We start from the raw sequence: 23,938 nt of genomic DNA on the forward strand, positions 1-23,938 counted from the left end.
AATCATACTATCTATCCCAATTTGGTCAAAAACTTAATAACCATAAGGATTTCCTTGCACACCACCTGTATACTGTCCGGGAATGGAAGTATTAGAAGGTATTTGAACTGGTAAACCCCTAAAATAGCGGTTGTCTTGATAACTGGCAGGAGCCGATGGTGTCACAATATATGCAGAGGAATTCTGTACAGTAGTGGGTGTAGTGGTAGTTGGTGCAACTGAATTAATAGGTTGTGTTGTGTTTATTGATGGTACTGAATTAGTCAAAGGCTGGGCAGTGTTGACACCGTTATAATAATTTGTTGGCTGACTGGTTACAGTTGGCTGGATGTAACTTGTCCCACTATTTAAACTGGTGTTAGGGAGGAAATTCTGCGTATTTGTCGGTACACTTTGGGGAAGGGAAGTATAGGAAGTTATACCGGAATTATTGCTGAAATTTGTAGTTGTGCCGTTAACGTTCGATAAATTCTGCGAAAGCCCGGTGTATGGAGTTTGACCAAAGCTATTGCCGGGATTGGTGGTTGCACTATTAATATTAGACGGTGTTGTTTGGTTAGTTGAGGGTGGAAGAGTGGTTGTTGAAGAGGTAATAGAGTTGTAGGGATTGTTTGGTGGCTGGGTGGTACTGGTTCCCACTGCATAAGGGTTATCGGTTGATCCTTGTGGTTGAGAGGAAGAATTTAACAACTGATTACCGCTACTATTTTGGATGCCAAACTTTAATAAACTTTCAGTTTGAGCAACAAAAGGATTTTTACTATCAAATCCAGATGTACCACCACTGGTTTCTAAGTTGGGAATTGATTTAGTATTCTTAGAAGATTTTTGCTTGTTAATTACATCCTGTAAAAAATCTTTACCTTTTTTCGGTTTAGAGTTATCTGTAGAGGAACTGGTAATTACTTGAGTGCTTGCTTGGTCAGTATCATTATACAGAACTGGTAAGTTATCAATATCAGCAGCGATCGCTTTATCTTCATCCGACAGAGAAGAATTATCAGCTTGTTGTGCTGTGGCTTCGCCGTCTTGTTTGCCAGTAAACGCATCTGGGTTAGTCCAGTATTCTCGAATTACTAGCCCTAGCACTGATAAAAAAATCGCTGTTCCCCAAAAAGCAGGCTTGCTAAAATTCCATAACCTAGCTTTGAGATAACGTAAGTAAGCGGGTGGATAATGACGATTTGACATAGCAGAGTCTCAGAATTTACTGGCAGACGGTATACCTGGGTGCAAACTTACAGCAAAACAGTTGCAGCCGTAGTTGGATGATGCTGTGATCATCCTAGCCTGATTACGGATAAAAAATGCAGGTTTAAGTATAAAATTTCATACTAGAGTTCTCCCACTTCATACTTTCACAAAATCATTATGCCGACATAGTGAGCTTCGGTCACTTTCGATAACATCATAAATTCCAACCTGCACTAACTTTGTGGTAGCGAATGGGGAATAGAGAATAGGGAGTAGGGAGTAGGGAGTGGGGAATAGGGAAGAAAAAATTAGCTAATTATCCTTCTGCTCCGCTACTCCTCTGCTCCCTCTGCTTTCCCTATCTCCCCTCCTCCTATGCTATTTACCAGGAGACTACAGCAATGATGAAAGCTGAAGATATCATGACCAAGGATGTAATTACCATTCGCGGTTCTGCCACTGTTGCTGAAGCCGTCCGGCTGATGAAAGACCATAACTTGCGTGCCTTGGTTGTAGATCGTCGCTATGATAATGATGCCTATGGTATGGTTAGCGAAACAGATATTGTCTATAAGGTAATAGCCTACGGTAAAGACCCAAAGCTAGTACGGGTTTATGAAATTATGAGCAAACCCTGTATTGTCGTTAATCCTGAGTTAAGTGTGGAATATGTAGCGCGGTTGTTTGCCAATACTGGTATTCGCAGAGCGCCAGTTATTCAAGGCAAGCTGTTAGGTATTATCTCAATTACAGATATTTTGACCAAGAGTAATTTTATCGAAGCCCCAACAGCACTCAGGTTAGACGAAAAAATTCAAAAAGCGGTTGAAACTGCTCGCGCTATTTGTACCCAACATGGTGCTTATTCTAAAGCCTGCGCTGCTGCTTGGGATGAGGTGGAAGAACTGCAAGCAGAAGCCGCCCATCAAAAAGCTGAAGCGATGGTTTCGGCAAAAGTTTCTTTTGAAGAGTACTGTCGAGAAAATCCCAATGCGCCAGAATGCCGTAACTATAATCCTTAGAAGTCAACCAATTTTGGATTTTAGATTTGCGATTTTAGATTAAATCCAAAATCTAAAATTCGGAGGGTCAAAAATGAAGAGTGCTGAGTTAAAAGTGCTGAGTGCTGAGTTAAAAAGACCACCCACACTTCGACAAGCTCAGTGCATCGCCAGGGGTGGGGTATCAACCTTCTCTCGGTAATAGGATTCCGCTTAACATCGGGCGGGGCTTTTACCATAGTGCAGAAGTACTTCCTTCCTCTTTCTTCTTACTCAGCACTCAGCACTCAGCACTCAGCACTCAGGACTGAGCGTTGTAAAAAGGCAAAAATTTTCTTTTTACTTTTACCTTTTGCCTTCGTAATTACTACTCTTCGCTGTTGAGGATTTTTGGGACTTTGAAATATTCGCCTTCTTGCTCAGGCGCACTATCGAGGATCGCATCTCTGTCTGGATACGGTTGTAACTCATCCTCGCGTGTCACGTTGCTGACATCAATTGCGCGTGTAGTTGGTAGCACATCACTTACATCTAGTTCACTCAGTTGTTCTACATATTCCAAAATGTTTCCTAACTGAGTGGTAAATTGCTCTTCTTCTGCTGGTGTTAATTCTAACCGAGCCAGCAGAGCTACTTTATGAACTTGGTCACGATCAATCATAAATTGTCATCTGTCATGGGTGATTGGTGATTTGTCGTTAGTCCTTACAGATAACAAAGGACTAATGACAAATAACTAAAAGAATACGTCAATTTGTATCCGGCCAGTGGTTTTTAGCCAGTTTTGCGCTTCAATGTAGTTATTGGGAGCCATGCGTATGGCTCTGATCCAATAATCGGCTGCTTGGTCAAACAAAGCTTCACCACCGTCATTATCTCCAGCTTCTTTGGCTTTTTCGCCTTTGTAATGATAAATTACGGCGATGTTATTTAAGGCTTGGGGCAGACGTGGGTTAGTTTCAATTGCTTGGTGATACAGTTCTAAGGCTTTCTCATGATCACCATTACTAGCGTAAATTAGCCCCATGTTATAGAAAATATAACTGCGATCGTAGGGATCTTCTTCGAGGGTGAGGGCTTCTTCATAATATTCCAAAGCTTCGGCATATTCGCCTTCTGCTTGGGCGGACATCCCATCTCGGTAATAAACAAATGCTTCTTTAGCTTTTCTGTTAGCTGGCAGAATCTTCAGAATGATATCCGCCATAACTGTAAAAGATTTGTCAATAAAGTTATCGTTTTTCTGTGTTCTTGGCATAACTGCCTCTATAGTTGTACAGCTACTAGCTCAAAAGATGCTTTTAGGAATTGCAGGGTTTCACGGTTGGGTGCATACACCTTATTAGGGTAGAGAGGCTTGTATTTTTACTCAGCACTCAGCACTCAATAGTTAATTTAACTGATTTGGCAGGCCATTCTCCTCACTAAGAGGCATAATACATTCTGGACTGTTGTGCTGGGGCTTGTTGACCAAATTGGCCACGGGGTAAGCTGTCATTGCTTCCGCAGGATAAGGATCTAACAGTGGCTGAAGTTTTTCGGGTGCTTGTACTTGTGTATCTAGCCACAAATCGTAATCTTCTGGTGCCAAAATGACTGGCATTCGCTCATGGATTGGTGCTAACAATTCGTTAGCTGTTGTAGTGATAATTGTACAAGAAGCGATCTCTTCTCCTTCGGGTGAGTGCCATACATCCCATAATCCTGCAAAACCAAAGGGTTTCTCATCTTGCAGGCGAAAATAAAATGGCTGTTTTTTACTTTGTAGCTTTTGCCACTCATAAAAGCCATCAGCTATGACTAAGCAGCGTCGGCGCTTGAAAGCTGCTCGAAAAGCTGGTTTTTCTGATACAGTTTCGGCTCTGGCGTTAATCAGCTTGACTCCCATTTTTGCATCTTTTGCCCAACTCGGAATCAACCCCCAACGTAATTGTTGAAATTCATACTGTTCTTTGCTGGGTTGATGTAGCACTGTTGGCACCATTTGTGTAGGTGCAATGTTATATTGAGCAGCTAAATCGGGAACTTGTAGGAGATTGAAAGCCTTACTGAGAGACTCTGCTGACTGATTTAAGGTAAATCTTCCACACATATTTTTAAGTTCTCCCCTGGAATTAAATTGCACATTTAAAGTTGATAAATACTAGAAATAATCAATAATTGTTTTTTTATTTTCTCAGATAAATCTAGTTTTCATGAAGATGCTTAAAAGGAAAATAATTATCCTGTTTAACTCGAAACATTTTGTAAGATATTGTATTTTAGAGTCTCATTTCTCTTAATACTCTTCATCATCTTTTTGGCATGGAAACGCTACGTCTGTACGATTTTTTACCCTCCGGTAATGGCTATAAGGTACGTCTTTTATTATCACAAATGGGTATTCCCTATGACAGAATCGAGGTGAATATCTTAAAGGGAGAAAGTCGGACACCTGATTTCTTAAATAAAAATCCGAATGGCAAAATACCTGTTTTGGAAATTGAACCAGGGAAATACTTAACAGAATCAAATGCCATTTTGGCTTATCTTAGCGAATACACAGAATTTTTACCTTACGATCGCTTCTTAAAAGCACAGGTTTTGCAATGGTTATTTTTTGAACAATATAGTCATGAACCTTATATTGCCACATCACGATTTTGGATTTCAATTTTAGGGAAAGCTCAAGAATATCAAGCGGCGTTAGCACAAAAGCAAGAACCAGGTTACGCCGCATTAAGAGTGATGGAAAATCATCTGCAATCTCGTTGGTATTTTGTTGGCGATCGCTATACCATTGCTGATATTGCTTTGTTTGCTTATACCCATGTAGCTGATGAAGGTGGTTTTGATTTATCCCGATTTCCCGCAATCCAAAAATGGATAGAACGTATCAAAGCTCAACCTGGATACATCAGTATTACATACCAGCCAATTCCCCAAGAAGCTGAATTTTGCTAAATACATTCTTGGTTGATTATTCAGCCACACTTAAGTTTTGAAGTTGCAAAAACTTATCAGAAATTTTGTGAGGGATTGGTTTTGGACGCATGGTTTTAGCATCTACCCATACCCATAGTGCTGCCGCAGTGACTAATAAATCAGCTTCGCTTTGTTTGCGGATTTCATAGCATCGAAAAGCACGGGTACCACGCATTTCTTTTAACCAGGTGGTCACTTCTAGAGTATCACCTGCCACTGCTGGCCGGAGATAGTCAATTTCCACCCGGCGCATCACAAAAACACCACCTAACTCTCGATAAACATCTAAAGTTACACCGAGATATTCTGAGTGTTCGATGGCTGCTTGTTCTAAATAGTTTTGGTAAACGGCATTATTAACATGCCCTAAAGCATCCATTTCATAGTGACGGACGCGGAGTAAAGTCTTAAATTGTTGCATACAAATAATTCAGGTGTAGTTTGATCAAAGTGGAAAAAATGACCAATGACAGTCTCGATTCCTAGTACAACAAGGCAAAAGTCAAGAGTCAAAAAGAAAAAGAAAGAAAGTGATACTACAAGCCTTTTAGCAATTCCTTATGGTAACTGAGTTTCGGCTTCGCGGTAGTCGAGCGAAGCGATGCACTGAGCTTGTCGTTCGCGTAGCATCTCCGGTAGGAGAAGTGTCGAGATTCAACCACTGTATGGTCAAAGTGTGGTCTTTATTATTTACGCCGACTTGTACTAGAGTGTGCAACTTAAAAGCAAATCAGCTTGTGAGTCAGATTAAAATACAATTTCAGTTTGGACTCCAGACAAAATTACTGATACATTATTGATGCAACCCACTTAATTGACTATTTATTGAAGGTAAAGTACCAGAATCATTATGAAATCACTACATCGTCCCGATTTATATGGCTGGTCTACTTTCAATCCTGCAAGAAATATTGATTTCAATGGGATTGCCTGGATTCGTCCAGATGGCAATATCTTAATTGACCCTGTAGCTTTATCTAACCACGATTGGAATCATCTGGAATCTCTGGGTGGTGTGGATTGGATTATACTCACAAACTCGGAGCATGTGAGATCAGCCAAGGAAATTGCTGTGCAAACTTATGCTAAAATTGCGGCCCCCTCAGCCGAAAAAGAGGTTTTCCCGATAGCTTGCGATCGCTGGTTGTCTGATGGTGATGAGTTTGTCCCTGGATTAAAGATTATTGAACTCCAAGGTTCCAAGACTCCGGGCGAATTAGCACTACTATTAGAAGAGACTACCTTAATTACGGGTGATTTAATCCGGGCGCATACAGCCGGGAGTTTAACTACTTTGGCAAAAGAAAAGTTACTTGATCCAGTAGCAGCGATCGCTTCTATCCGCAGACTGGCACAATTAAGCAAGGTGGAAACAGTATTAGTCGGAGACGGTTGGTCAGTATTTCGAGACGGACATCTGCGCTTAAAAGAATTAGCAGCAACATTATGATATTTTACTTGGAATCACTCAATTAGTACGGAGTGCCTTTTTCTCGGCGTTGGCGTTGTAACGCTTCTTCGTACCATTCCAATTCATCTAAAAATTGACCAAATTTCTTGGTTAAACTTGCTTCTTGGGGAGTACCTGATTCATCTAAAGAGTTGCCAATTTTAGAAATGGCAAACATAGTTGAAATAGTTACCATTCCCATCTCCCCTAGAAACGAGCGTAACTGTATAGCGGCGCGGACTCCGCCAAAGCCACCAGCCGAGTAAGAAACAATTCCCGCCGGACGGAAGTAGTATTCTTCCAGATAATGATCCATCAGATTACTCAACCCTGGCTGAATGGAATGATTGTATTCTCCGGTAATCACCACAAAACCATCGGCGGTGCGGATATGTTCTGCCAGTTCTGTCATCTTTGCCGGAGCCTGACCAGGATTATACTCCTTATACATCCGATCTAAGATGCCAAAGTCATATTCCTTCGCATCAACAAAAATCACCTCATGGTTTCTTTGCTGGAGTTGATCAATGATGAATTTAGCAGCTTTGATGCCCTGGCGATCGCTCCTGTAGGAACCGTAGAAAACTAATGTTTTAAACATGGTCAATTAGGGAGTGGTGAATAGGGAGTAGGGAGTAGGAATTAAAGGACTTTCCAAAAAATATTCCTTTCTAGTACAACACGACGGAAATAAAGATACTATTTCAAGTTAGTTAAAAGCTTGTGATCTAAGCTTTTTGACTTTTAACTTTTAACTTTTGACTTCCGCGTAGCGGTACTAGCCCCTAGCCCCTGTTTTATTGCAAAAGTCCAATCATGTGTAATAAACCATGACCAGTCACTAACTCAATAATTAAAGCAATAAAACCTAACATCGCAATTCGACCATTCCAAACTTCTGCACTGGTAGTCATACCCCATTCCCAACTTTCTGGGGGATACATCTTCACCCTTTTTTTCATTTGGGCTGCTTGTGACAGCTTGAAGTTGGGTTGTTCCAGTGCTTCAATGACTAAATCAGCCAAGGCGCGAATAAACACTGGGTGAGTATTAGGTGCAGGTGCGCGACGGAAGTTGTGAATTCCGGCTTCTTCAGCGATTTCTCGATATTCAATGTCAATTTCTTGCAGTGTCTCGATGTGTTCGGAGACAAAACTGATGGGTACAACCACGATATCTTGTATCCCTTGTGCGCCCAATTCCTTCAACGCATCTTCTGTATAAGGTTGTAGCCATTCTACAGGGCCGACACGGCTTTGATAAGCCAAAGTGTGAGCATTCGGACGATTGAGGGTTTGCATAATTAAGTATGTGCATTCCTCAATTTCTTGCTGATAGGGGTCGCCTGCTTCTTCTACATAGCTTTTTGGTACACCGTGGGCGCTAAAGAAGATATGTACATCATCAGGGTTAGGACATTGGTCTATTTCCTGGGCGATGAGTTCCGCCATTGCTTTGAGGTAGTTGCGCTGTTTATACCAAGAAGGAATGACGGTGTATTCAAGATTTTGCAGTTTGGGGTCTTCTTGCCAAAGTTTTTCTAATAACCGGAAGCTAGAACCACTGGTACTGATAGAAAATTGCGGATAAAGAGGCAGAATTACCAGTTTGTCAATTTCATCTTGGGTAAGCTGGGCGATCGCTTCTTCTGTATAAGGATGCCAGTACCGCATACCCACATAGATGTTAGCCTCTTTACCCAAATCACTCAACTGTTCTCTTAAAGCTTCTCCTTGGGCTTCTGTAATTCGCCGCAAAGGAGAACCACCACCAATTTGTTTATAATTTTCTTGGGATGTTTTCACGCGCCGGGAGGCAATAAACCAAGCTAAGGGTCTTTGCAACCAGCGAAATGGTAGGCGAATGATTTCGGGATCAGAAAATAAATTGAACAAAAATGGCCCAACGTCCTCTAATTTATCGGGGCCACCGAGATTGAGTAATAAAACGCCTACACGACCCATAGCAGTTATTTTCCCCCAACCTTTTCAGATTTTTTACTAATGTTAACAATATATCTTTATTAAATATAAAGCTTAACAGTCAGGAACGGTGCAATGGCCACAATTTTACGAGATTTAAGTTACCGCTATCAATGGTTATATGATGCTATTTCCCGCGTAGCAGCTATCAGCGTCGGTGGAGAAAGCCGTTTTCGCCAACTTGCCTTACAAGGCTTAACAATTCATTCAGATACTCAGGTATTAGATTTATGTTGTGGTAGTGGGCAATCTACACAGTTTTTAGTAAAAATGTCACAAAATGTAACAGGATTAGATGCCTCACCAAAATCTTTGCAAAGGGCTAGACAAAATGTCCCCGAAGCCTCATATATAGAAGCCTTTGCTGAAAATATGCCCTTTGCGGAGAATTCTTTTGATGTGGTACATACCAGCGCCGCATTACATGAAATGCACACTGCACAATTACGACAAATTCTGCAAGAAGTTTATCGAATCCTAAAACCAGACGGAGTTTTTACATTAGTAGATTTTCATGCACCAAACAATCCCATATTTTGGCCTGGTGTCTCAGTGTTTTTACTATTATTTGAAACAGAAACAGCTTGGGAGTTAATCAAAACCGATTTACCAGAGTTATTAAAGGAAATCGGCTTCAAAGTAGAGAAGACACAATTATATGCAGGTGGTAGCTTACAAGTGATTCAAGCAAAAAAATAACCGCCTAAAACTTTCTCTAACTGTTTGCGCCTTTGCTTACTGAGCGACTTGTACCGAGCGAAGTCGAGGTAAGTCGAAGTATGCGCCTTTGCGTGAGGTAAAAGATTTTAATAATTAACCGCAGATGAACGCAGATGGACGCAGATAAAAATCAAGCAACTCGACTCATCACAAAATCAAATAGATGATGCGCCATTTCCAACTTAGAACAATGGGCAATTTCTAACTGATGATTCTGCCCATCTAAAAATATGGCTTGATTGTTGTTACTCCCAAAACCACTATCCGGTTGATCTATAGGATTAGCAACAATCACATCTAATTTCTTAGTCTGCAACTTTTCCTTTGCAGGTGTGATGATATCTCCCGACTGTGCAGCAAAACCAATTAATAACTGATGTGGTTGCTTGAGTTGGGCTAATTGGGCAACAATATCAGGTACAGGTTCTAGAGGTAAAGCTTGGGGGAGCGATCGCTTGGGCAATTTCTCTGTACTATAATCTTTAGGCTTGACATCAGCCACAGCTGCTGACATCACAATCACATCAGCATTCGGTAAATATTCCAACATTACCTGCTGCATTTCCTCGGCTGAAATCACAGGTATAGCTTGCACACCCAAAGGTACATCCCAACTAGCTACACCATGTACTAAAGTCACATTTGCACCACGATGTAATGCGGCTTGTGCCAACGCCAAACCCATCTTACCCGTAGAAGGATTACCAATAAATCTTACAGGGTCGAGATACTCTCGCGTTCCCCCAGCACTAATTAATATACGTTTACCAACTAAATCTCGCTTACCGCCAGTATGTAATAAAGAATGAACACGGGTGACAATTTCTGCTGGTTCCGCCATTCTACCAGCACCAATGCGATCGCACGCCAGTAACCCCGATGCTGTACTCATCCCATGATAGCGGCTGTCTGTTAACAATTGCTGCCAATTGCGCTGCACCGTTAACTGTTCCCACATATCCGTATTCATCGCAGGCGCTAATAATACAGGACAAGTCGAAGCTAACACCGTATTTGTCAGCAAATTATCCGCCATCCCGTAGGTTAACTTAGCTAAGGTATTCGCTGTTAAAGGTGCAATTACAATTAAATCTGCCCATTCTCCCAACTCAATATGCAACGGGCGGGAGTGAGTGGGTTGCCAAAAATCATCATCTGTATAGGCAGGGTGACGGGAGAGAGTCGCTAAAGTTAAAGGTGTAATAAATTCTTGCGCTGAACGGGTGAGAATTACGCGAACTTCCACCCCACTTTTAAATAGAGTGGAAACCACCTCACAAACTTTATAGGCGGCGATACCGCCGCCTACACAAATAAGAACCCTGTTGTTGCGTTTTTCGCTGGGAGATTGAAGATTAGACATCAGAAAAAAATATGAAGGCTGAAGTTATTTTCACACTTCATACTTCATACTTCATACTTCATCTAAGCTTCATCGTAAGGTTCTAAATCTAAGAGGTAGATATAGGGTTCCACTAATTCTGGACGCTGAAAGGCGATCGCTCGGAGTAGATGCCAATCGTTCAAACCTTCAAAAGCATTGCTATAATTATCAAGTTCCAGACGCGTAGCTAAGTCTTCCACATCTGCTGCGGTCATGGCAGCAATTTCATTTCTGGAAATGCCTAGAGTCTTCATAATGCTTGCCCCTCCCTTATGCAGCATTTGCATCCAGCTTGGGTAAAGTTGCGCTTGACGCAACCACCCAATCTATATTACTCATTAGACGGCATTTCTTTCGTAAAAATTTGCATGATTTTTACCATAATTGTAAAAAATTTGTATTTAACGCTACCCAATTGTCTTGAAAACAAAATTTCGTAACGCTTCTAACATTTGCAGATTAATTTCATGCCCCGCCTCAAATTCCCGGTAATCTACGCTAAAGCCTAGAGACTGTAAGATTTCCCGCGTTTTTAAGGCTGCTTGCAATGGCACAACTTCATCTTGAGTACCGTGCATCACTAAAGTCGGCGGAATATCCTTCTGTTCTGTTGGTACTGCATCAGGATGTAAATATCCACTCATCACCACTAAACCAGCCAGGGGTAACTTTAAACCCACTTCTAAAGTCATCGCCCCACCTTGAGAAAAGCCACACAAAATCGTCCGTGATAAAGGTACGTCTGTGCTGCTTTCTAAAGATTGCAAAAAGTCAGTGAGTAATTGCCGACTTTCAGCTAAACCCTCATACATATTTTCCATTCGCAAGTCATACCACGCCTTACCCACAGCAGAATAAGGATGGGGATAAGGTGCATTGGGAAACACAAACTGGTAATTCGGTAACTGGAAATAAGGTAATAAAGATGCGACATCCTCAGCATTAGCACCCCAACCGTGCAAAGCCACAATTAAGCCAACCGGGGGTTGAGAACTAGCCGGGGGGACATTGATAAATTGTAAAGACAGATGCTTGCTCCTGAAATTCAACTCTTCTCAATTGTCTAAGAATTTTACTCTGCTTCATCTTCTAGCAGAATGGTATTGAGAAGATTGAGTTCATTGGATGCCATAAAGTAGCGATCGCTAAAAACTGTTTCTAATTGTGTAAAAATCCGTCTACCTGCCACAGCTACCCAAGGAAATGTGCGATAGTGAGGGACTACGGGAATGATTAAGCCTTGAGGAGTTAGAGAACGTCCTAGCGCACTTCTCCAAGCTTGCGGATCTTGTAATACTTGTTGACGGGTGTCATCTTCTGATTGTTCGTTCCAGAAATGGGGATAGTCTAGAGGTAAGCCAATCACTATGTTTTTGGTTTTCAACGCTTGAATTGTGGAAGATTCAATCACAAATCCTTCTTTTTCCCGACTTAAGAGCTTATATAATTCGTTAGCTGGACGTTTGAGTTTTGATGGAAATTTGAATTTCTTACTTTCAGCAATTTCTTTGAGACAGCCTAAAAGACGACTGCTATTTTGTTTAATATCAGATTTCCATGCTTCAAAACTAAATATTTCTTCAGTTTTGCGATCGCTCCAATCTTCTATCCAGAAAGGGCCTATACAAGTTAGACTATCAGGTATCTCTAGGGCATCATTATCTAAAGATGGCAGTAAAGAACTCTGAAGCCTAGACACAGCTTTCACTAAAGCTTGTAAGGTTTGATAATTTGCATAAGACTTGGCATTTTTTTCGGATGATTGACCTCTTAAATCGAAATGTTTAAAGATGCTTGTAGATAACTGTTCCGCCCTTTTAACAATTGCTTTTGCTTCTTGAGGATGACTATCGCTAATAAAAACTTTGGCTTCACGCAAGAAATCTAATAAATCATCAGACATCAAACGCAATAATTCTTCATCCCCAACAGAACCAACGGGTACAAATGCAATTCTATTTTTATTCAGTCCTGCATCACCTTTAATGTGGGTAAGAATTGTAGAGCGTAACATTACCAGCAAAGTTAATAAATCACTGGACTGACGCAACCATAGTCTTTTAGGGTCAATATCCTCTCGTTCAATGATGAAATCATTGATGAGCATAACTAACCGTCTTGCTTTGTTATCTCCAGAAACTTCTTCTCCAGTTTCTGGATGTGTATACATTCCTCGACCACGGTAAATTAATTGGGCGACTTCCATTAAAGCGGCTTCAATATTAAATCGGGGAATTGCAGCGATGATGCAATCTGTTTTTGGGAAGGAAACACCTCTTGCGCCTGAAGAAGTCATCAGGAAAACTCGAACTTCATCCCGTCGTGGCGGCTTGACTAATGTCAATCGCTGATCGGGTGATACACTTTGATCCAAAACCTCTACGTCTTTTTTGTTTAGGAGAGCTTCTTTACCAGTAGTCAATTTTTCCTGTAATTGACGCAGAAAAGCTTTATCCTGAGCAAAGAAAATCAATTGCTCTGCTCCCTTGTGTAACCCTTCCTTGATTTCTAAATAGGCATTTGTTAGGGTTTCTTCTTCTGATTTTTCTCGAATTGCTTGTCTAATTGTTTGCTCTGTACCATCACTATTTTGACCTGGTTTAATAGGAGACAACCTAATACTGTAGTCAATCGTGAGTTTACTGGCGGGGTAGCTATTTGTCATGATGTGTAGTGTTGGGTATTTCAAGCCAGTTCTTCTATCACTCCCTGTCACCCGAAAAGATTCTTCCCTTCGACTTTGACTAATTAAAACTTTATCAGGAGCGCGATCGCCTGAGTTCAAAAAGCTATCCAACACAACTTCATTGCTGAGTGAAGCATCAGCCAGAATCAGCACAATTTTAAATGGAGATTGATTTGTCTCAAACGGTTTAATAAATTGCTGTTCCAACCATTCTGCTAACTTATACCATTTTGGATTTTAGATTTTAGATTTTGGATTGGGTAAGGGTTGATCGGTAAGCTTTTGAGTCATCCATCTGTCGCAATCATTTTTTAATTTGGTATTACGCACAAAGGGTGCGCCTGCACCATCACCAGCGAGTTCATCCACCATGACAACTATAGTGGGAATCCGCGCTGCAAATGCTGAAGGCAATCGTTTTTGGCGAGATGAGATTTAGGGATAAGGGAGATGCTTAATATTTAGACTGAAGTTAAGTAAGAATTTAACTGACGGTGCAATTGTTTATGGTTAAGTTTAGCTTTCCATTCTCGAATTGCGATCGCAGTTTTGGCCGTCGGTGAAATGTATGTTTGTTGGGTTGGTTTTGGTTCGGGTTGAGGCTGGAATGTTCGCAGGGGTTTTGTAGTTAAACAGTTACTTAAATTAGGTAAATTCTTCTCTAGATTTAATGCTTTAATCACATCATCTACAGTCTTGAAGCGATCGTCTAAGGAAAACCTCACCATTTTTCCTAAAATCCGGGCAAAGTGATCACTAATATTCACTTCTTTTTGCCAGCTAATTTCCCCTGTGGATGTATCATGTTCAAAGTCTAAAGGCCCTTTACCAGTTAATAAATACAGACAAGTGACTCCCACTGCATAGATATCACTGGCGTAAACTGGCCGCAATGCAAACTGTTCTGGTGGTGCAAATCCCATAGTCCCGACAAAATTAGTTGTTGCTGTTTTGTAACCAGAATCTTCAGAAATATCAACTAACTTTTCTTTAACTGCACCAAAATCAATCATCACCAATCTTTGGTCATCTTCACAACGCAACAAGTTTTGGGGCTTAATATCTCGATGAATTACCCGATTTTGATGGATATATTGCAATATCGGCAGAATTTCTTGTAAAAACTGCTTCACTTCGGCTTCAGTTTTCACGCCATTACGTCTGACTTCTCGCGCTAAAGTACAACCCCGCACATATTCCTGCACTAAATAAAACTCACCATTTTTTTCAAAGTAGTCTAACAGCATAGGGACTTGCGAATGACTACCAAGTTGCGCTAGGGTTTTGGCTTCTTGTTCAAATCTCTGACAAGCTTTTTCCCAACTTTTGGTACTGGTGGTTTTTGGGCAGAGTTGTTTAATTACACATAAAGGACTTCCTGGTAAGCGGGCGTTTCTGGCTAAAAAGGTAATGCCAAAGCCACCTCTACCTAAAATTCGCAATATCATATAGCGATCGCGGAATAGCTGCGTAGAACCACACAATTGAGCCAGTTGATTTCTTTGTAAACTGTACTCGTCTGGAAAATGGGTAATGTTTTCAGAAAAGCGATTCATGGTTTTCAAACAGCTACTCTGCATTGTTTTCAATGTAACTTTAAAAATATTTTTTTGCCAGTATCATTACTGCATGTTTGTAAAACTTTTTCAAAGTCTTCTATCGCCCAACACTTGATGCTCTCAAGTGGAACAACAAAAACAGTTGAGGGATGCAGTAGAATAACTCAACTTTTAGACCTGTGCTAGTCAGTAAGTCACGGTTCCCTTTGCTAAAATTAGAGGTGTCTATAAAGGCGGTCTGATGCTTGAAACCACCATCCTTGAACACCTCAAACAACTACCTGAATCTCTCCAGCAAGAAGTCTTACACTACACTCAATTTCTCCTGGCAAACCACGTCAAAACCAAATCTGTCTCCCCAAAACGTCAAGCTGGCTTCCTCAAAGGCACTTTTAGCTTACCCCTACCAGAAGACTTCGATGAGCCTTTGGATGATCTGAAGGAATACATGGAATGACGGCATTACTGTTGGACACTCACGCTTTTATCTGGTATTCAGAAGATGATCCTAACTTGCCTGACTCACTCAAAGCAGAGATTGATCATACAGAGCGCGTTTATCTCAGCATCGCCACATTATGGGAAATTGCGATCAAGCTTAACCTCGGTAAACTCTCACTTCAGGCAAATTACGAATTAATTGAAGCTAGTTTAGAGCCTGCTGGAATCAACCTCCTGCCGATCGCTTTTGCTGACACGATACAAATCCTCAAACTCCCACTCCATCACCGTGATCCGTTTGATCGCATTCTAATTGCCCAAGCAATACGCCATAATTTGGTGATCGTCAGTCGTGATCGTGCATTTGCGGCTTATCCAGTACAACTGTTGTGGACATAAAAATTTTGGCGTTGCATAAATGCGGGATGAAATCATAAAATTCCACTTTTAAAACTCTTGCTCTTTGCGCCTTTGCGCGGCAGTCGCTTCAAGTCGGCAGAGCCGCCCAACGCGCTGCCTTGCCTTTGCGTGAGACAAAAATCATCCCCGTAATCAGCAACGCCAAAATTTTTTGCTCAAAGCGTCAAGCTCTGGACTCGAACGTTTTAATAACAGATACACCCAACAAAGCATAAAGACTGAAGCAGTTGTTTCATACTTCAGCCTTCATACCTGATATTTTCCTACGGTACTTCAATCGGAATCAAAGCATTTTCTGGCAAATAGTCGGAGAAACGCCCATTATCAGCCAGCACTAAAATCAAGCGCAGGGGATAATCAGGTGGAACTTGCAAATCTGCCCAAGGTACTGATAATTCTAAACAAGTATCTAAAGCTACTTGGGCGCGGCTAAAGCGGGGTTGCCATTGATAATCTTCTGCGGCTTCGCGGAATTGTACTGATTGTGTGAGTAAATTAATTTCCAAATGGTGATGATACAAATAATTGACTGGTGCTTGCTGCGGCACATCTTTTAAGGGAATTGGGCTATTGTGCATGGTTTTATCAGGATAGAACCACAGCAAATTTAACTCTGGCGGTAATTCCTGTCCTGGTTTGACACCACTTTTGAAGTCTAACCGGATATAAAAGTTGAGGTGATCTACTCCATACCAAAGTCGTTGGATGAGGCTGCTGTTGTGCATTGTGCCTCTCGCACCACCAACTTCGATTCTGCCGGCTTTGTCCCAATCTTGTTCGTCACCACGGCCGTCAATGACGGGGTGAATAAAGCTTTCTGGAAGATGGTTGGCACGAATTTCATGTACTTCTACAGCTTGAGAGAGATAGGCTGGTACGGGTTCGTTTAAGGCTTTGTAAATGCCAGCCAGATGCTCTCGAAATAATTCATCAAAAATGGCATCTTGATTGGAAGAATGTCCTTCGCCAAACCACCAAAACCAGTCTGAACCTTCAGCCGCGTACAAAGCTTCCCAGGCGGCTGGGTTAGTTTCTTCGGTGGCTTCTGGATGGCTGGCTAACACGGCTCTGGCTTGGGTGAGGTAGTCCCAAGCTTTATTTTTTGCTGGGTCGCCAATCCAGGTGGTGAAGCTACCATCTACCCAAGAACCACTGTGTAATTGCTCTTGGGGAATGGTGGCTGTGGGTGGGAATTTTTCAATAAATTCTGAGACGGTGACAAGTTGCAATTGGGGGTCATTGCTGAGATTGTGATACAAAGCTTCCAGGAACAGTTTGCCGTCTTGGGGATAAAATTCCCAACAATTTTCGCCATCTAAAGCAATGGTGACTAACCAAGGTTGGTCGCTGGGGTTTTCGCGTTGCTTTTTGGCGATCGCTTGCAGATGTCCCACTAAGTTGGCGGCGGCTTGTTTTGGCTGCATTGACCCGTAGGTAAAGCCAATTAAATCAGACAATCTATGGTCGCGGAAAACAATCGCTAAATCACCTGCTGGAGTTGTTAAGCGATAAGGGCGATACAGCACTTCTGGTTGCTGGACGTTCCCTGCACCATCCCGATGGAAGAAGTGTCGCAATGTCCAACCCAAGACCGCCTCGTCTGAGCAAATCCACTTAAACCCTTGTTTAATAATATACGGCAATACTTCTGGACTCACAGATTGTTCCGAAGGCCATAAACCTCTGGGTTCTTGACCAAAACGCTCTGTATACATATCCCAGGCTTTGCGTAGGTGGCGGGGAATGTCTTCTGCCCATTGAAAACGATGCTCTGGTAAGGTCATATTCGGCACTGCTACCCGACCAGAGTTAGTATCAGCCAGTAAAGGCATAATCGGGTGAGTGTAGGGCGTGGTTGTGACTTCTAATTGCCCTGTTTGCTGCATTTTCCGGTGTTGGGGAATAATGCGGCTTAATATTTGGCGTTGTTTGGCGTAAATTTGCTGGCGATCGCTTAAACTAAAATTCCGCCCTTGTTTTAACCAAGCAGAAATTTCTGGGTCATCCCAAAACAAAGGATCTATCCAAGCTAAATTGTGCCAAGCCAGCAAATCGCTGTAATCCTGCACACCCCAATTTGCTAAACACCAAGCTTGTCCTTTGTCTTGCCTTTGTTGATATAACTCAGCATAACGGGGATGCGGATCAATCAAGGTGTGGTGATTGGCATCAAAGAAATGTTGGACAATAAATTCGTGCTGTTCTCTGGTTAGTTGTTCAGCAGCAGTTAAGCTGGCTGTTAAATAAGGGTCAAAAGCTGTACCAGCAATGTAATCTTCTAATTGCAATATCAAAGAAGGTACCAAATTCACCGTTTGGTGTAACTTGGGATATTGTTCCAGGATTAATATTAAATCTAAATAATCTTTAGTACCGTGTAAGCGTACCCAAGGTAGCTTGTATTGTTGGGTAGATGAAAGTGAAACGCCGCTGTCAGGAGATTTGTACAGCGGCTGATGTTGATGCCAAATAAAGGCAACATAAAGTGGATGGGACATAATCGGTAATGATTAAAGATTAGGGATGAGGACTTAGGGATTTATAAAGTGAAAAGTTTAAAGGCAAAAGTAAAAAGCGTTAAATTTTGACTTTTTACTTTTGACCTTTGACTTTTTACTTCTGATCCCTCAGTCCCTAAATTACTTGTTCAACTTCAGCAATTTCGGGAATCATTTCCTTGAGGCGGCGTTCCAGACCCATTCTCAGGGTCATTGTGGAGCTAGGACAAGAACCACAAGCACCTTGTAACCGTAATCTGACCACAGGGCCATCAAGTTCTACAAGTTCCACGTTACCGCCATCAGACATCAAATAAGGGCGCATTTCATCTAAAACGGTTTCTACGTTGTCAATTGTCAATTCCATTGTTTTAGACCTGTGAAGTTAGTGATGGTGATGAGGTATGAGTTTTTCGTAGATTTTTGGCACTACTAGCAACTCAACACCCACAGCTTTGTTTTTTAGCTTTGTTAAATCAATCCTAGATCCAATTGTCGCTAGATTGCTTGGCGTAGTTTTACCTTTGTTGTTTGACACAAAACAATCACTAGCGACTCAACAGCTAACATCCAGCCCTGTGACGGGATTCGTGAACTTACTAGTTAATCGAAGTGAAATACATCATAACTTTACCTTACTCCCCAGGCATATATATAGTGTTTTCATATACAGTCACAAAAATTGGGTGTAGGGAGTGTGGGGAGTGTGGGAAGTGTGGGTGTGGGGGAAAGAAAATCTTGCTGTCAGTTCTCCACTCTACTTTTCTGTAACCAAAAAAGTGCTGAATTAAAAAGCGTATATTACTACTCAGCACTCAGCACTCAGCACTCAGCACTCAGCACTCAATACTCAGCACTCAGCACTAATCTGGAAAAGCTAAACCTGTTCTGGGATCGCGGATATATAGTCCTAGGGTGAGACTCCGCATCACTTCATCCCAAACGGGTGTTAACTGTTCGGCTTGGTCTGCCCAAAATTCAAAGGTAATTAAGCATTGTATATTTGAGCCTAAACCAATGCAAATTCGAGAAAAAGCTTCTCTTGGTTCGGCTTGGGTGTCAATAAATTTAAGTTCTGTCCACACAACTCTGGCGGTTTGGCGTTTGAGGGTGATAACTTCGCCTTTCTCAATGACATCGCGGCTGTCTTCTTCTACGATTTTCTTTAAGGTAGCTTTCAGGGGAAACAAACTCCAGTCGTGGGGCGGTAGGTGATTAAAAGATACTTCTAAACAGCAGTCATCTTTGGGTGGTTTTCTATCCATGAACTTGAAAGATTTTTCTTGGGGTTCAAACACCCAATTTTGGGGAACGTTGAAGCGCACAGCCCCCCGGTTAGCGACAAATATTTTATAGCCTGATGGAGATTCCCAGTGGTGGTCGGGTTGGAGATCAAGCGTTTCTTTAATCCACTGGAGATTGCTTTTTTTACGCTTTGCCATAGTTTTAGCGATCGCTCACTTCGTTAATAATATCAAATTAATGAATGTTGAATGTTTCGCGCAAAGGCGCAAAGGTGCAAAGATGATTTTGACTCAACGTAAACCACCAGATGCTAATGCTGTGGTGAGTTTAACTTTAGCACTGACGGCACAAGAACGGACTCGCAGCCGTCATCGGTTTGAAATGGAAAATGGTCAGGTTGTGTTTTTGCGTTTACCCAGGGGGACTGTGTTACGGGATGGCGATATTCTACAAGATGAAAATGATGGCGGTGTAATGAGAATTGTTGCGAAGCCAGAATCTGTGCTGACTGTCTCGGCTGCATCACCACTGTTGTTAATGCGAGCAGCATACCATCTGGGTAATCGTCATGTACCTGTGGAAATTACGCCGAGTTATTTGCGTTTGTCACCAGATAATGTTTTACAAACGATGTTGGTACAGTTAGGACTGGAAATTAAAGAAGAAATTGCACCGTTTCAGCCAGAATTAGGGGCTTATGGACACCATCACCCTCACTGATAGTCATTTTTTGGCGATTTTGCAGTTAGCCAGCCCCGCTTTACCTGTGGGCGCTTACAGTTATTCTGAGGGTTTGGAAACTTTGGTAGAACATGGCATTATTACCAATCAAGATAATTTAAAACATTGGCTAACCTCAGAGTTACGTTACGGTGCAATTCGGTTAGAGGGGGCGGTGATGTTACGAGCGGCTGAATCTACAAAGATGGGGAATGTTGAAACTCTCTGTTATTGGAATCGCTGGTTATCGGCGGCGAGAGAAACCCAAGAATTACGCAACTCTAGTTGGCAGATGGGGCGATCGCTTGTGCAATTACTTGGTAAACTACAGCCAGAGTTACTCTCAACTATTCATAGTCTGGGTAATCGTTGCAATTATGCAGTTGCTTTTGGCATTGCTGTTGCTCATTGGCAAATTCAACCCAATGCTGCTTTACTCGCATATCTCCATAGTTGGGCTACTAATCTCATCACCGCCGGAATCAAACTCATTCCCCTCGGACAAACCGCCGGACAAGAATTATTACTCGGTTTACAGCCCTTAATGAGTGCAACTGTTCAAGAAATTCTTGTGTTAGAGGATGATGAATTAAGTTGTTGTAGTTGGGGCTTATCTTTAGCCAGTATGCAGCATGAAACGCAGTATACGAGATTATTTAGAAGTTAAACATCACTGAATTTTAGAATCCCGCCTCGGCATCAATTCCGAGTCTCATAGTGCAAGTCATCTCAAGATTACTCAACCCAAAATGTATTCCAGTCCATTTTTTTTGGACTTTAGCTATCAGCCTGGAACTAAATTTCTAGGCGGGATGTGGTTGAACACGAGAATTTTTGGCTTGTGTGTACCCCGTAGCCCTGTCCTGATGTTTACTGGGGTAATTTACGGCAAAGGAAGTTTAATACTGAAAGTAGAACCTTGTCCTGCACCCAGACTGATAGCTTGGATCGTACCACCATGTAGTTCTATTAAATAACGAGCGATCGCCAAACCTAAACCTAAACCGCCTTGTTTGGGAGTCTGTTCATCTTGGCGGTAGCGTTCAAATATATAAGGTAAAAATTCTGAGCTAATTCCAATACCTGTATCAGAAACAGCTATTTCTATATGAGATTCTTGACGCAATAGTTTTACATCTATCCGTCCGCCGTTTGGGGTGAATTTAATGGCGTTGGAGAGTAAATTACCGAAAACTTGCAGCAAGCGATCGCCATCTCCAGTTATTGTTGATATGGACTGATCAATCACAGATTCAATGTGAATGTTTTTCGCCTGGGCGCTGGGGTAAGCCGCCTGAATAGATTGACTGACAATCGCCACTAAATAAACTTGTCTCAATTCTAGTTGTAACTTGCCTCGCAGAATCCGAGACATATTCAGCAAGTCTTCTAAAAGTTTCGCCTGGGATTGGGCGTTGCGTTCAATTGTTTCAAGGGCGTGGTTGATATTTTCGGGACTCATATTTCTCGTCCGCAGTAACTGTGTCCAGCCTAAAATCGCATTCAAAGGCGATCGTAAATCATGGGATACCATCGCCACAAACTCATCTTTTGCGCGGTTAGCAGCTTCCGCTTCCGCACGGGCGGCTTGTTCTAATTGCAACAATCGCTGACGTTCTGCTTCTACAAGTTTGCGTTCGGTGAGATCCAGCACAAAGCAAACACTATAACCTCTGTGATCTGTATCATCAATTCGCGCAATTCCGACCAGCACCGACACACGCTGACCATCTTTACGAAAATATTCCTTCTCAAAAGGAGTACAAACCCCAGAAATCTTTAATTCTTCTACTTTTTGCTGATCAAGAGAGTGATATTCTAATGGAGTTAAAGCATCCCAACGCAGATTTCCAGCGATTAATTCTGCCCGACTGTAGTCTAACAATTCTAAAAAAGCATCATTAGCTTCATAAATCAGACCGCTAAAATCAGCAAAATAAATCCCAATCACATTCGACTCGACAATTCTGCGAAACTTGGTTTCACTTTTTTGCAGTGCAACTTCATGATGTTTGCGAGTAGTAATATCATAAGCTGTGCCGACAATTTGACGTGGCGAACCATCTGCGTTTCTGGTGAATACCGTATCTCGACTGTAAAACCAACACCATTGGCCATTTGCATGACGCATCCGGTATTCAAATTCCAAAATTTCGTTATTTTGAATTGTGGCAATTTTTTGCAGATGTAAAAAGAATAAAGGCAAATCATCAGGATACATTGTCTGTACCAAAAATTCCTGCCCCAAATCTTTAATTTGCTGGGAAGTATAACCTAGCAATCTATTAACTTGTCCATTCAGATATAGATTGCGTTGTTCTAGCAAATCATAAACATACAAAATTCCTGGGGTTGTTTCCGCAATGCGTTCGATGAATTGCTGACTTTCGCGCAACCGTGCTTCACTTTGCTGTAATTCTTGACGCAACTTAACTTGTGCGACTGCTGAGTGAATAGTTGAATGCAAACGTCCGGCTGTTGTTTGTCCTTTGACTAAATAATCATGAACCCCACTTTTCATCGCTTGGACAGCAATGGCTTCATTACCATACCCAGTCAACATCACCACGGCTGGAACGGGTTTGGCTAGTTTCAGCAATTCTGCCAAAAATTCTAGCCCATCCATATCTGGCAATAAAAAATCTAATAAAATGCAGTCTGTCGGAAATTGGCGATATATTTCTAAGGCTTTCTCTCCTGATGCTGATTCGAGAATATTGTAATTATATTCCTGGTCTTGCAGCAGATAGCGACGATAAGCCTCACGGTCTTCTGAGGAGTCATCAATAATTAAAATTGTCAGCAGTTGCACCATGACTAGTTGCTTGCAGCATCAGGGAAAATCAAAATATATAACCAACGAGTGATAAAAATTTTAAATCTTTATACCTATTGGTGGATATCAATTGGCGGAAAAATATAGACGTTCACACAATGTCGATAGCATATTGTATCTCTTTTGAATGAGAAACAGCAGTCAAGATAATTTAGATATGACGCACAAAGGTTGTCTGTGGAGATTGGATTTAGGGGTGTAAGGGTGTGAGGTATAAGGGTTTTGGATAAATACACCTCTACACCTTTACAGCCTTGCTGAAAGCCTTGATTTTTAGTTTTGATGCGTAATTCCTATAATTGTTGCATCGGTATTAGTTGGAGAATTTTAATTAATCCCAGCAAATTATATCATAAAAAGTATTATTTTTTACATCAGACTGATTTTGGTATCAGCAATAAGTTCTGACATCAAAATTTAAAATCTTGGTCTTATACAGCACTTTTGAAGTCAGTGAGGTACGCCATGAATATTAAGTAATGAGTAATAAGTAGTGAGTAATAAGTAAATTTTTTACTCATTATTCATTACTTTTTTCCCATCAGTTGCTGTATCTCATAAACATTGAATCTGCTGTATATCTTAAGAAATAAGACTTTAGTTAGAGTATGATTCAGCTTAATCATCTGTTATATTAAACAGGATATTGATGAGAGTATTATTTATTTTATCTGTAAATAATTATTCACAAAAATTAATTAACATACTAAACAAAAAACCAGCAAATAAAAAGTATCCAATACTAATTATCGTAGATAAAATGAGTTTTTTTAGGTAAAATCTGCTGTGAAAGCAGTAAAATTATTAATAGTATGCTCGCTGAGGAAAAACAAAAATT

General features: G+C 41.4%; 25 protein-coding genes. 8 read left to right on the forward strand and 17 right to left on the reverse strand.

Annotation, left to right across the window (positions count from 1 at the left end):
- Nucleotides 1–33: 33 nt before the first annotated feature.
- A complete protein-coding gene (locus H6G79_RS17100; RefSeq protein ID WP_190590341.1) occupies nucleotides 34–1,191 on the reverse strand; it encodes a hypothetical protein in 1,158 nt (385 codons plus the stop codon).
- Between the two features lie 404 nt (nucleotides 1,192–1,595).
- Between H6G79_RS17100 and H6G79_RS17105 the strand changes: the two genes are divergently transcribed.
- Entirely contained in the window at nucleotides 1,596–2,216 is a 621-nt protein-coding gene (locus H6G79_RS17105; RefSeq protein WP_190590340.1) for a CBS domain-containing protein, read from the forward strand.
- A 346-nt stretch (nucleotides 2,217–2,562) separates the two neighbouring features.
- On the opposite strand, the gene gatC is transcribed toward H6G79_RS17105, so the two are convergent.
- The 3 genes from gatC to H6G79_RS17120 form a co-directional block, all read right to left on the reverse strand.
- The gene (gatC, locus tag H6G79_RS17110; RefSeq protein ID WP_190590339.1) at nucleotides 2,563–2,856 is read right to left on the reverse strand and encodes an Asp-tRNA(Asn)/Glu-tRNA(Gln) amidotransferase subunit GatC; all 294 of its coding nucleotides are present in this window, start codon (nucleotides 2,854–2,856) and stop codon (nucleotides 2,563–2,565) included.
- A 75-nt stretch (nucleotides 2,857–2,931) separates the two neighbouring features.
- On the reverse strand, nucleotides 2,932–3,453 hold the full coding sequence (locus H6G79_RS17115; RefSeq protein ID WP_190590338.1) for a photosystem I assembly protein Ycf3: 522 nt from the start codon (nucleotides 3,451–3,453) through the stop codon (nucleotides 2,932–2,934).
- Between the two features lie 132 nt (nucleotides 3,454–3,585).
- Nucleotides 3,586–4,287: an SOS response-associated peptidase gene (locus tag H6G79_RS17120; RefSeq protein WP_190590337.1), complete on the reverse strand. Its 702-nt coding sequence runs from the start codon at nucleotides 4,285–4,287 to the stop codon at nucleotides 3,586–3,588.
- Nucleotides 4,288–4,499: 212 nt separating this feature from the next.
- Between H6G79_RS17120 and H6G79_RS17125 the strand changes: the two genes are divergently transcribed.
- Entirely contained in the window at nucleotides 4,500–5,138 is a 639-nt protein-coding gene (locus H6G79_RS17125; protein ID WP_190590336.1) for a glutathione S-transferase family protein, read from the forward strand.
- Between the two features lie 16 nt (nucleotides 5,139–5,154).
- Here the strand turns inward: H6G79_RS17125 and H6G79_RS17130 are convergent, their stop codons facing one another.
- The gene (locus H6G79_RS17130; protein WP_190590335.1) at nucleotides 5,155–5,580 is read right to left on the reverse strand and encodes a thioesterase family protein; all 426 of its coding nucleotides are present in this window, start codon (nucleotides 5,578–5,580) and stop codon (nucleotides 5,155–5,157) included.
- A 429-nt stretch (nucleotides 5,581–6,009) separates the two neighbouring features.
- Here H6G79_RS17130 and H6G79_RS17135 point away from each other — a divergent pair, with 429 nt between their 5' ends.
- Complete coding sequence (locus tag H6G79_RS17135; protein ID WP_190590334.1) at nucleotides 6,010–6,609, forward strand: MBL fold metallo-hydrolase; 600 nt, start codon at nucleotides 6,010–6,012, stop codon at nucleotides 6,607–6,609.
- A 22-nt stretch (nucleotides 6,610–6,631) separates the two neighbouring features.
- Here the strand turns inward: H6G79_RS17135 and H6G79_RS17140 are convergent, their stop codons facing one another.
- Nucleotides 6,632–7,210, reverse strand: coding sequence for an NADPH-dependent FMN reductase (locus H6G79_RS17140; protein WP_190590333.1), 579 nt, complete (start codon nucleotides 7,208–7,210; stop codon nucleotides 6,632–6,634).
- 196 nt (nucleotides 7,211–7,406) lie between these two features.
- On the reverse strand, nucleotides 7,407–8,573 hold the full coding sequence (hemH, locus tag H6G79_RS17145; RefSeq protein WP_190590332.1) for a ferrochelatase: 1,167 nt from the start codon (nucleotides 8,571–8,573) through the stop codon (nucleotides 7,407–7,409).
- Between the two features lie 93 nt (nucleotides 8,574–8,666).
- On the opposite strand from hemH, the gene H6G79_RS17150 reads away from it, so the two are divergent.
- Complete coding sequence (locus tag H6G79_RS17150; protein WP_190590331.1) at nucleotides 8,667–9,290, forward strand: class I SAM-dependent methyltransferase; 624 nt, start codon at nucleotides 8,667–8,669, stop codon at nucleotides 9,288–9,290.
- Between the two features lie 151 nt (nucleotides 9,291–9,441).
- Here H6G79_RS17150 and coaBC read toward each other — a convergent pair whose 3' ends face one another.
- The 6 genes from coaBC to H6G79_RS17180 form a co-directional block, all read right to left on the reverse strand.
- A complete protein-coding gene (coaBC, locus tag H6G79_RS17155; RefSeq protein ID WP_190590330.1) occupies nucleotides 9,442–10,674 on the reverse strand; it encodes a bifunctional phosphopantothenoylcysteine decarboxylase/phosphopantothenate--cysteine ligase CoaBC in 1,233 nt (410 codons plus the stop codon).
- 62 nt (nucleotides 10,675–10,736) lie between these two features.
- Nucleotides 10,737–10,949 carry a DUF2555 domain-containing protein gene (locus H6G79_RS17160; RefSeq protein ID WP_062297109.1) on the reverse strand — a complete coding sequence of 71 codons (213 nt, stop codon included), beginning with the start codon at nucleotides 10,947–10,949 and terminating at the stop codon, nucleotides 10,737–10,739.
- Nucleotides 10,950–11,102: 153 nt separating this feature from the next.
- A complete protein-coding gene (locus H6G79_RS17165) occupies nucleotides 11,103–11,744 on the reverse strand; it encodes an alpha/beta hydrolase (protein ID WP_190590329.1) in 642 nt (213 codons plus the stop codon).
- A 23-nt stretch (nucleotides 11,745–11,767) separates the two neighbouring features.
- The gene (locus tag H6G79_RS17170; RefSeq protein ID WP_199333973.1) at nucleotides 11,768–13,588 is read right to left on the reverse strand and encodes a helicase-related protein; all 1,821 of its coding nucleotides are present in this window, start codon (nucleotides 13,586–13,588) and stop codon (nucleotides 11,768–11,770) included.
- A gap of 30 nt (nucleotides 13,589–13,618) precedes the next feature.
- Nucleotides 13,619–13,795, reverse strand: a complete 177-nt coding sequence (locus H6G79_RS17175) for a hypothetical protein (RefSeq protein ID WP_190590328.1) — start codon at nucleotides 13,793–13,795, stop codon at nucleotides 13,619–13,621.
- 47 nt (nucleotides 13,796–13,842) lie between these two features.
- Nucleotides 13,843–14,937 carry a serine/threonine-protein kinase gene (locus tag H6G79_RS17180; protein ID WP_190590416.1) on the reverse strand — a complete coding sequence of 365 codons (1,095 nt, stop codon included), beginning with the start codon at nucleotides 14,935–14,937 and terminating at the stop codon, nucleotides 13,843–13,845.
- A 244-nt stretch (nucleotides 14,938–15,181) separates the two neighbouring features.
- Here H6G79_RS17180 and H6G79_RS17185 point away from each other — a divergent pair, with 244 nt between their 5' ends.
- Entirely contained in the window at nucleotides 15,182–15,397 is a 216-nt protein-coding gene (locus tag H6G79_RS17185) for a DUF2281 domain-containing protein (protein WP_190590327.1), read from the forward strand.
- A complete protein-coding gene (locus tag H6G79_RS17190; protein ID WP_190590326.1) occupies nucleotides 15,394–15,780 on the forward strand; it encodes a type II toxin-antitoxin system VapC family toxin in 387 nt (128 codons plus the stop codon). The genes H6G79_RS17185 and H6G79_RS17190 overlap by 4 nt, the downstream gene beginning before the upstream one ends.
- A 284-nt stretch (nucleotides 15,781–16,064) precedes the next feature.
- Here H6G79_RS17190 and H6G79_RS17195 read toward each other — a convergent pair whose 3' ends face one another.
- From H6G79_RS17195 to H6G79_RS17205, 3 genes are all read right to left on the reverse strand, one after another.
- Nucleotides 16,065–18,299 (reverse strand): glycoside hydrolase, encoded by a 2,235-nt coding sequence (locus H6G79_RS17195; RefSeq protein ID WP_190590325.1) that lies wholly within the window; start codon nucleotides 18,297–18,299, stop codon nucleotides 16,065–16,067.
- A gap of 136 nt (nucleotides 18,300–18,435) precedes the next feature.
- Entirely contained in the window at nucleotides 18,436–18,666 is a 231-nt protein-coding gene (locus H6G79_RS17200) for a NifU family protein (RefSeq protein ID WP_062293460.1), read from the reverse strand.
- 496 nt (nucleotides 18,667–19,162) lie between these two features.
- Nucleotides 19,163–19,741: a hypothetical protein gene (locus H6G79_RS17205; RefSeq protein WP_190590324.1), complete on the reverse strand. Its 579-nt coding sequence runs from the start codon at nucleotides 19,739–19,741 to the stop codon at nucleotides 19,163–19,165.
- Nucleotides 19,742–19,823: 82 nt separating this feature from the next.
- Here H6G79_RS17205 and ureE point away from each other — a divergent pair, with 82 nt between their 5' ends.
- Together ureE and H6G79_RS17215 are read left to right on the forward strand one after the other, a co-directional pair.
- Nucleotides 19,824–20,264 carry an urease accessory protein UreE gene (ureE, locus tag H6G79_RS17210; RefSeq protein ID WP_190590415.1) on the forward strand — a complete coding sequence of 147 codons (441 nt, stop codon included), beginning with the start codon at nucleotides 19,824–19,826 and terminating at the stop codon, nucleotides 20,262–20,264.
- Nucleotides 20,242–20,931 carry an urease accessory protein UreF gene (locus H6G79_RS17215; protein WP_190590323.1) on the forward strand — a complete coding sequence of 230 codons (690 nt, stop codon included), beginning with the start codon at nucleotides 20,242–20,244 and terminating at the stop codon, nucleotides 20,929–20,931. Before ureE ends, H6G79_RS17215 begins: the two co-directional genes overlap by 23 nt.
- A 216-nt stretch (nucleotides 20,932–21,147) precedes the next feature.
- Here H6G79_RS17215 and H6G79_RS17220 read toward each other — a convergent pair whose 3' ends face one another.
- Nucleotides 21,148–23,079 carry an ATP-binding protein gene (locus tag H6G79_RS17220; RefSeq protein WP_190590322.1) on the reverse strand — a complete coding sequence of 644 codons (1,932 nt, stop codon included), beginning with the start codon at nucleotides 23,077–23,079 and terminating at the stop codon, nucleotides 21,148–21,150.
- Between the last annotated feature and the right edge of the window lie 859 nt (nucleotides 23,080–23,938).

The organism is Anabaena sp. FACHB-83 (assembly GCF_014697485.1).
GTDB lineage: Bacteria > Cyanobacteriota > Cyanobacteriia > Cyanobacteriales > Nostocaceae > Nostoc_B.

What these genes read in the sequence shown, in the direction of transcription:
- H6G79_RS17105 (WP_190590340.1), top strand. Translation starts at nt 1,596, where the DNA reads ATGATGAAAGCTGAAGATATCATGACCAAGGATGTAATTACCATTCGC.
- H6G79_RS17125 (WP_190590336.1), top strand. Translation starts at nt 4,500, where the DNA reads ATGGAAACGCTACGTCTGTACGATTTTTTACCCTCCGGTAATGGCTAT.
- H6G79_RS17180 (WP_190590416.1), bottom strand. Translation starts at nt 14,937, where the DNA reads ATGAATCGCTTTTCTGAAAACATTACCCATTTTCCAGACGAGTACAGT.
- gatC (WP_190590339.1), bottom strand. Translation starts at nt 2,856, where the DNA reads ATGATTGATCGTGACCAAGTTCATAAAGTAGCTCTGCTGGCTCGGTTA.
- H6G79_RS17160 (WP_062297109.1), bottom strand. Translation starts at nt 10,949, where the DNA reads ATGAAGACTCTAGGCATTTCCAGAAATGAAATTGCTGCCATGACCGCA.
- H6G79_RS17135 (WP_190590334.1), top strand. Translation starts at nt 6,010, where the DNA reads ATGAAATCACTACATCGTCCCGATTTATATGGCTGGTCTACTTTCAAT.
- H6G79_RS17100 (WP_190590341.1), bottom strand. Translation starts at nt 1,191, where the DNA reads ATGTCAAATCGTCATTATCCACCCGCTTACTTACGTTATCTCAAAGCT.
- H6G79_RS17115 (WP_190590338.1), bottom strand. Translation starts at nt 3,453, where the DNA reads ATGCCAAGAACACAGAAAAACGATAACTTTATTGACAAATCTTTTACA.
- ureE (WP_190590415.1), top strand. Translation starts at nt 19,824, where the DNA reads ATGATTTTGACTCAACGTAAACCACCAGATGCTAATGCTGTGGTGAGT.
- H6G79_RS17200 (WP_062293460.1), bottom strand. Translation starts at nt 18,666, where the DNA reads ATGGAATTGACAATTGACAACGTAGAAACCGTTTTAGATGAAATGCGC.
- H6G79_RS17195 (WP_190590325.1), bottom strand. Translation starts at nt 18,299, where the DNA reads ATGTCCCATCCACTTTATGTTGCCTTTATTTGGCATCAACATCAGCCG.
- H6G79_RS17185 (WP_190590327.1), top strand. Translation starts at nt 15,182, where the DNA reads ATGCTTGAAACCACCATCCTTGAACACCTCAAACAACTACCTGAATCT.
- H6G79_RS17220 (WP_190590322.1), bottom strand. Translation starts at nt 23,079, where the DNA reads ATGGTGCAACTGCTGACAATTTTAATTATTGATGACTCCTCAGAAGAC.
- hemH (WP_190590332.1), bottom strand. Translation starts at nt 8,573, where the DNA reads ATGGGTCGTGTAGGCGTTTTATTACTCAATCTCGGTGGCCCCGATAAA.
- coaBC (WP_190590330.1), bottom strand. Translation starts at nt 10,674, where the DNA reads ATGTCTAATCTTCAATCTCCCAGCGAAAAACGCAACAACAGGGTTCTT.
- H6G79_RS17190 (WP_190590326.1), top strand. Translation starts at nt 15,394, where the DNA reads ATGACGGCATTACTGTTGGACACTCACGCTTTTATCTGGTATTCAGAA.
- H6G79_RS17120 (WP_190590337.1), bottom strand. Translation starts at nt 4,287, where the DNA reads ATGTGTGGAAGATTTACCTTAAATCAGTCAGCAGAGTCTCTCAGTAAG.
- H6G79_RS17130 (WP_190590335.1), bottom strand. Translation starts at nt 5,580, where the DNA reads ATGCAACAATTTAAGACTTTACTCCGCGTCCGTCACTATGAAATGGAT.
- H6G79_RS17215 (WP_190590323.1), top strand. Translation starts at nt 20,242, where the DNA reads ATGGACACCATCACCCTCACTGATAGTCATTTTTTGGCGATTTTGCAG.
- H6G79_RS17205 (WP_190590324.1), bottom strand. Translation starts at nt 19,741, where the DNA reads ATGGCAAAGCGTAAAAAAAGCAATCTCCAGTGGATTAAAGAAACGCTT.
- H6G79_RS17150 (WP_190590331.1), top strand. Translation starts at nt 8,667, where the DNA reads ATGGCCACAATTTTACGAGATTTAAGTTACCGCTATCAATGGTTATAT.
- H6G79_RS17140 (WP_190590333.1), bottom strand. Translation starts at nt 7,210, where the DNA reads ATGTTTAAAACATTAGTTTTCTACGGTTCCTACAGGAGCGATCGCCAG.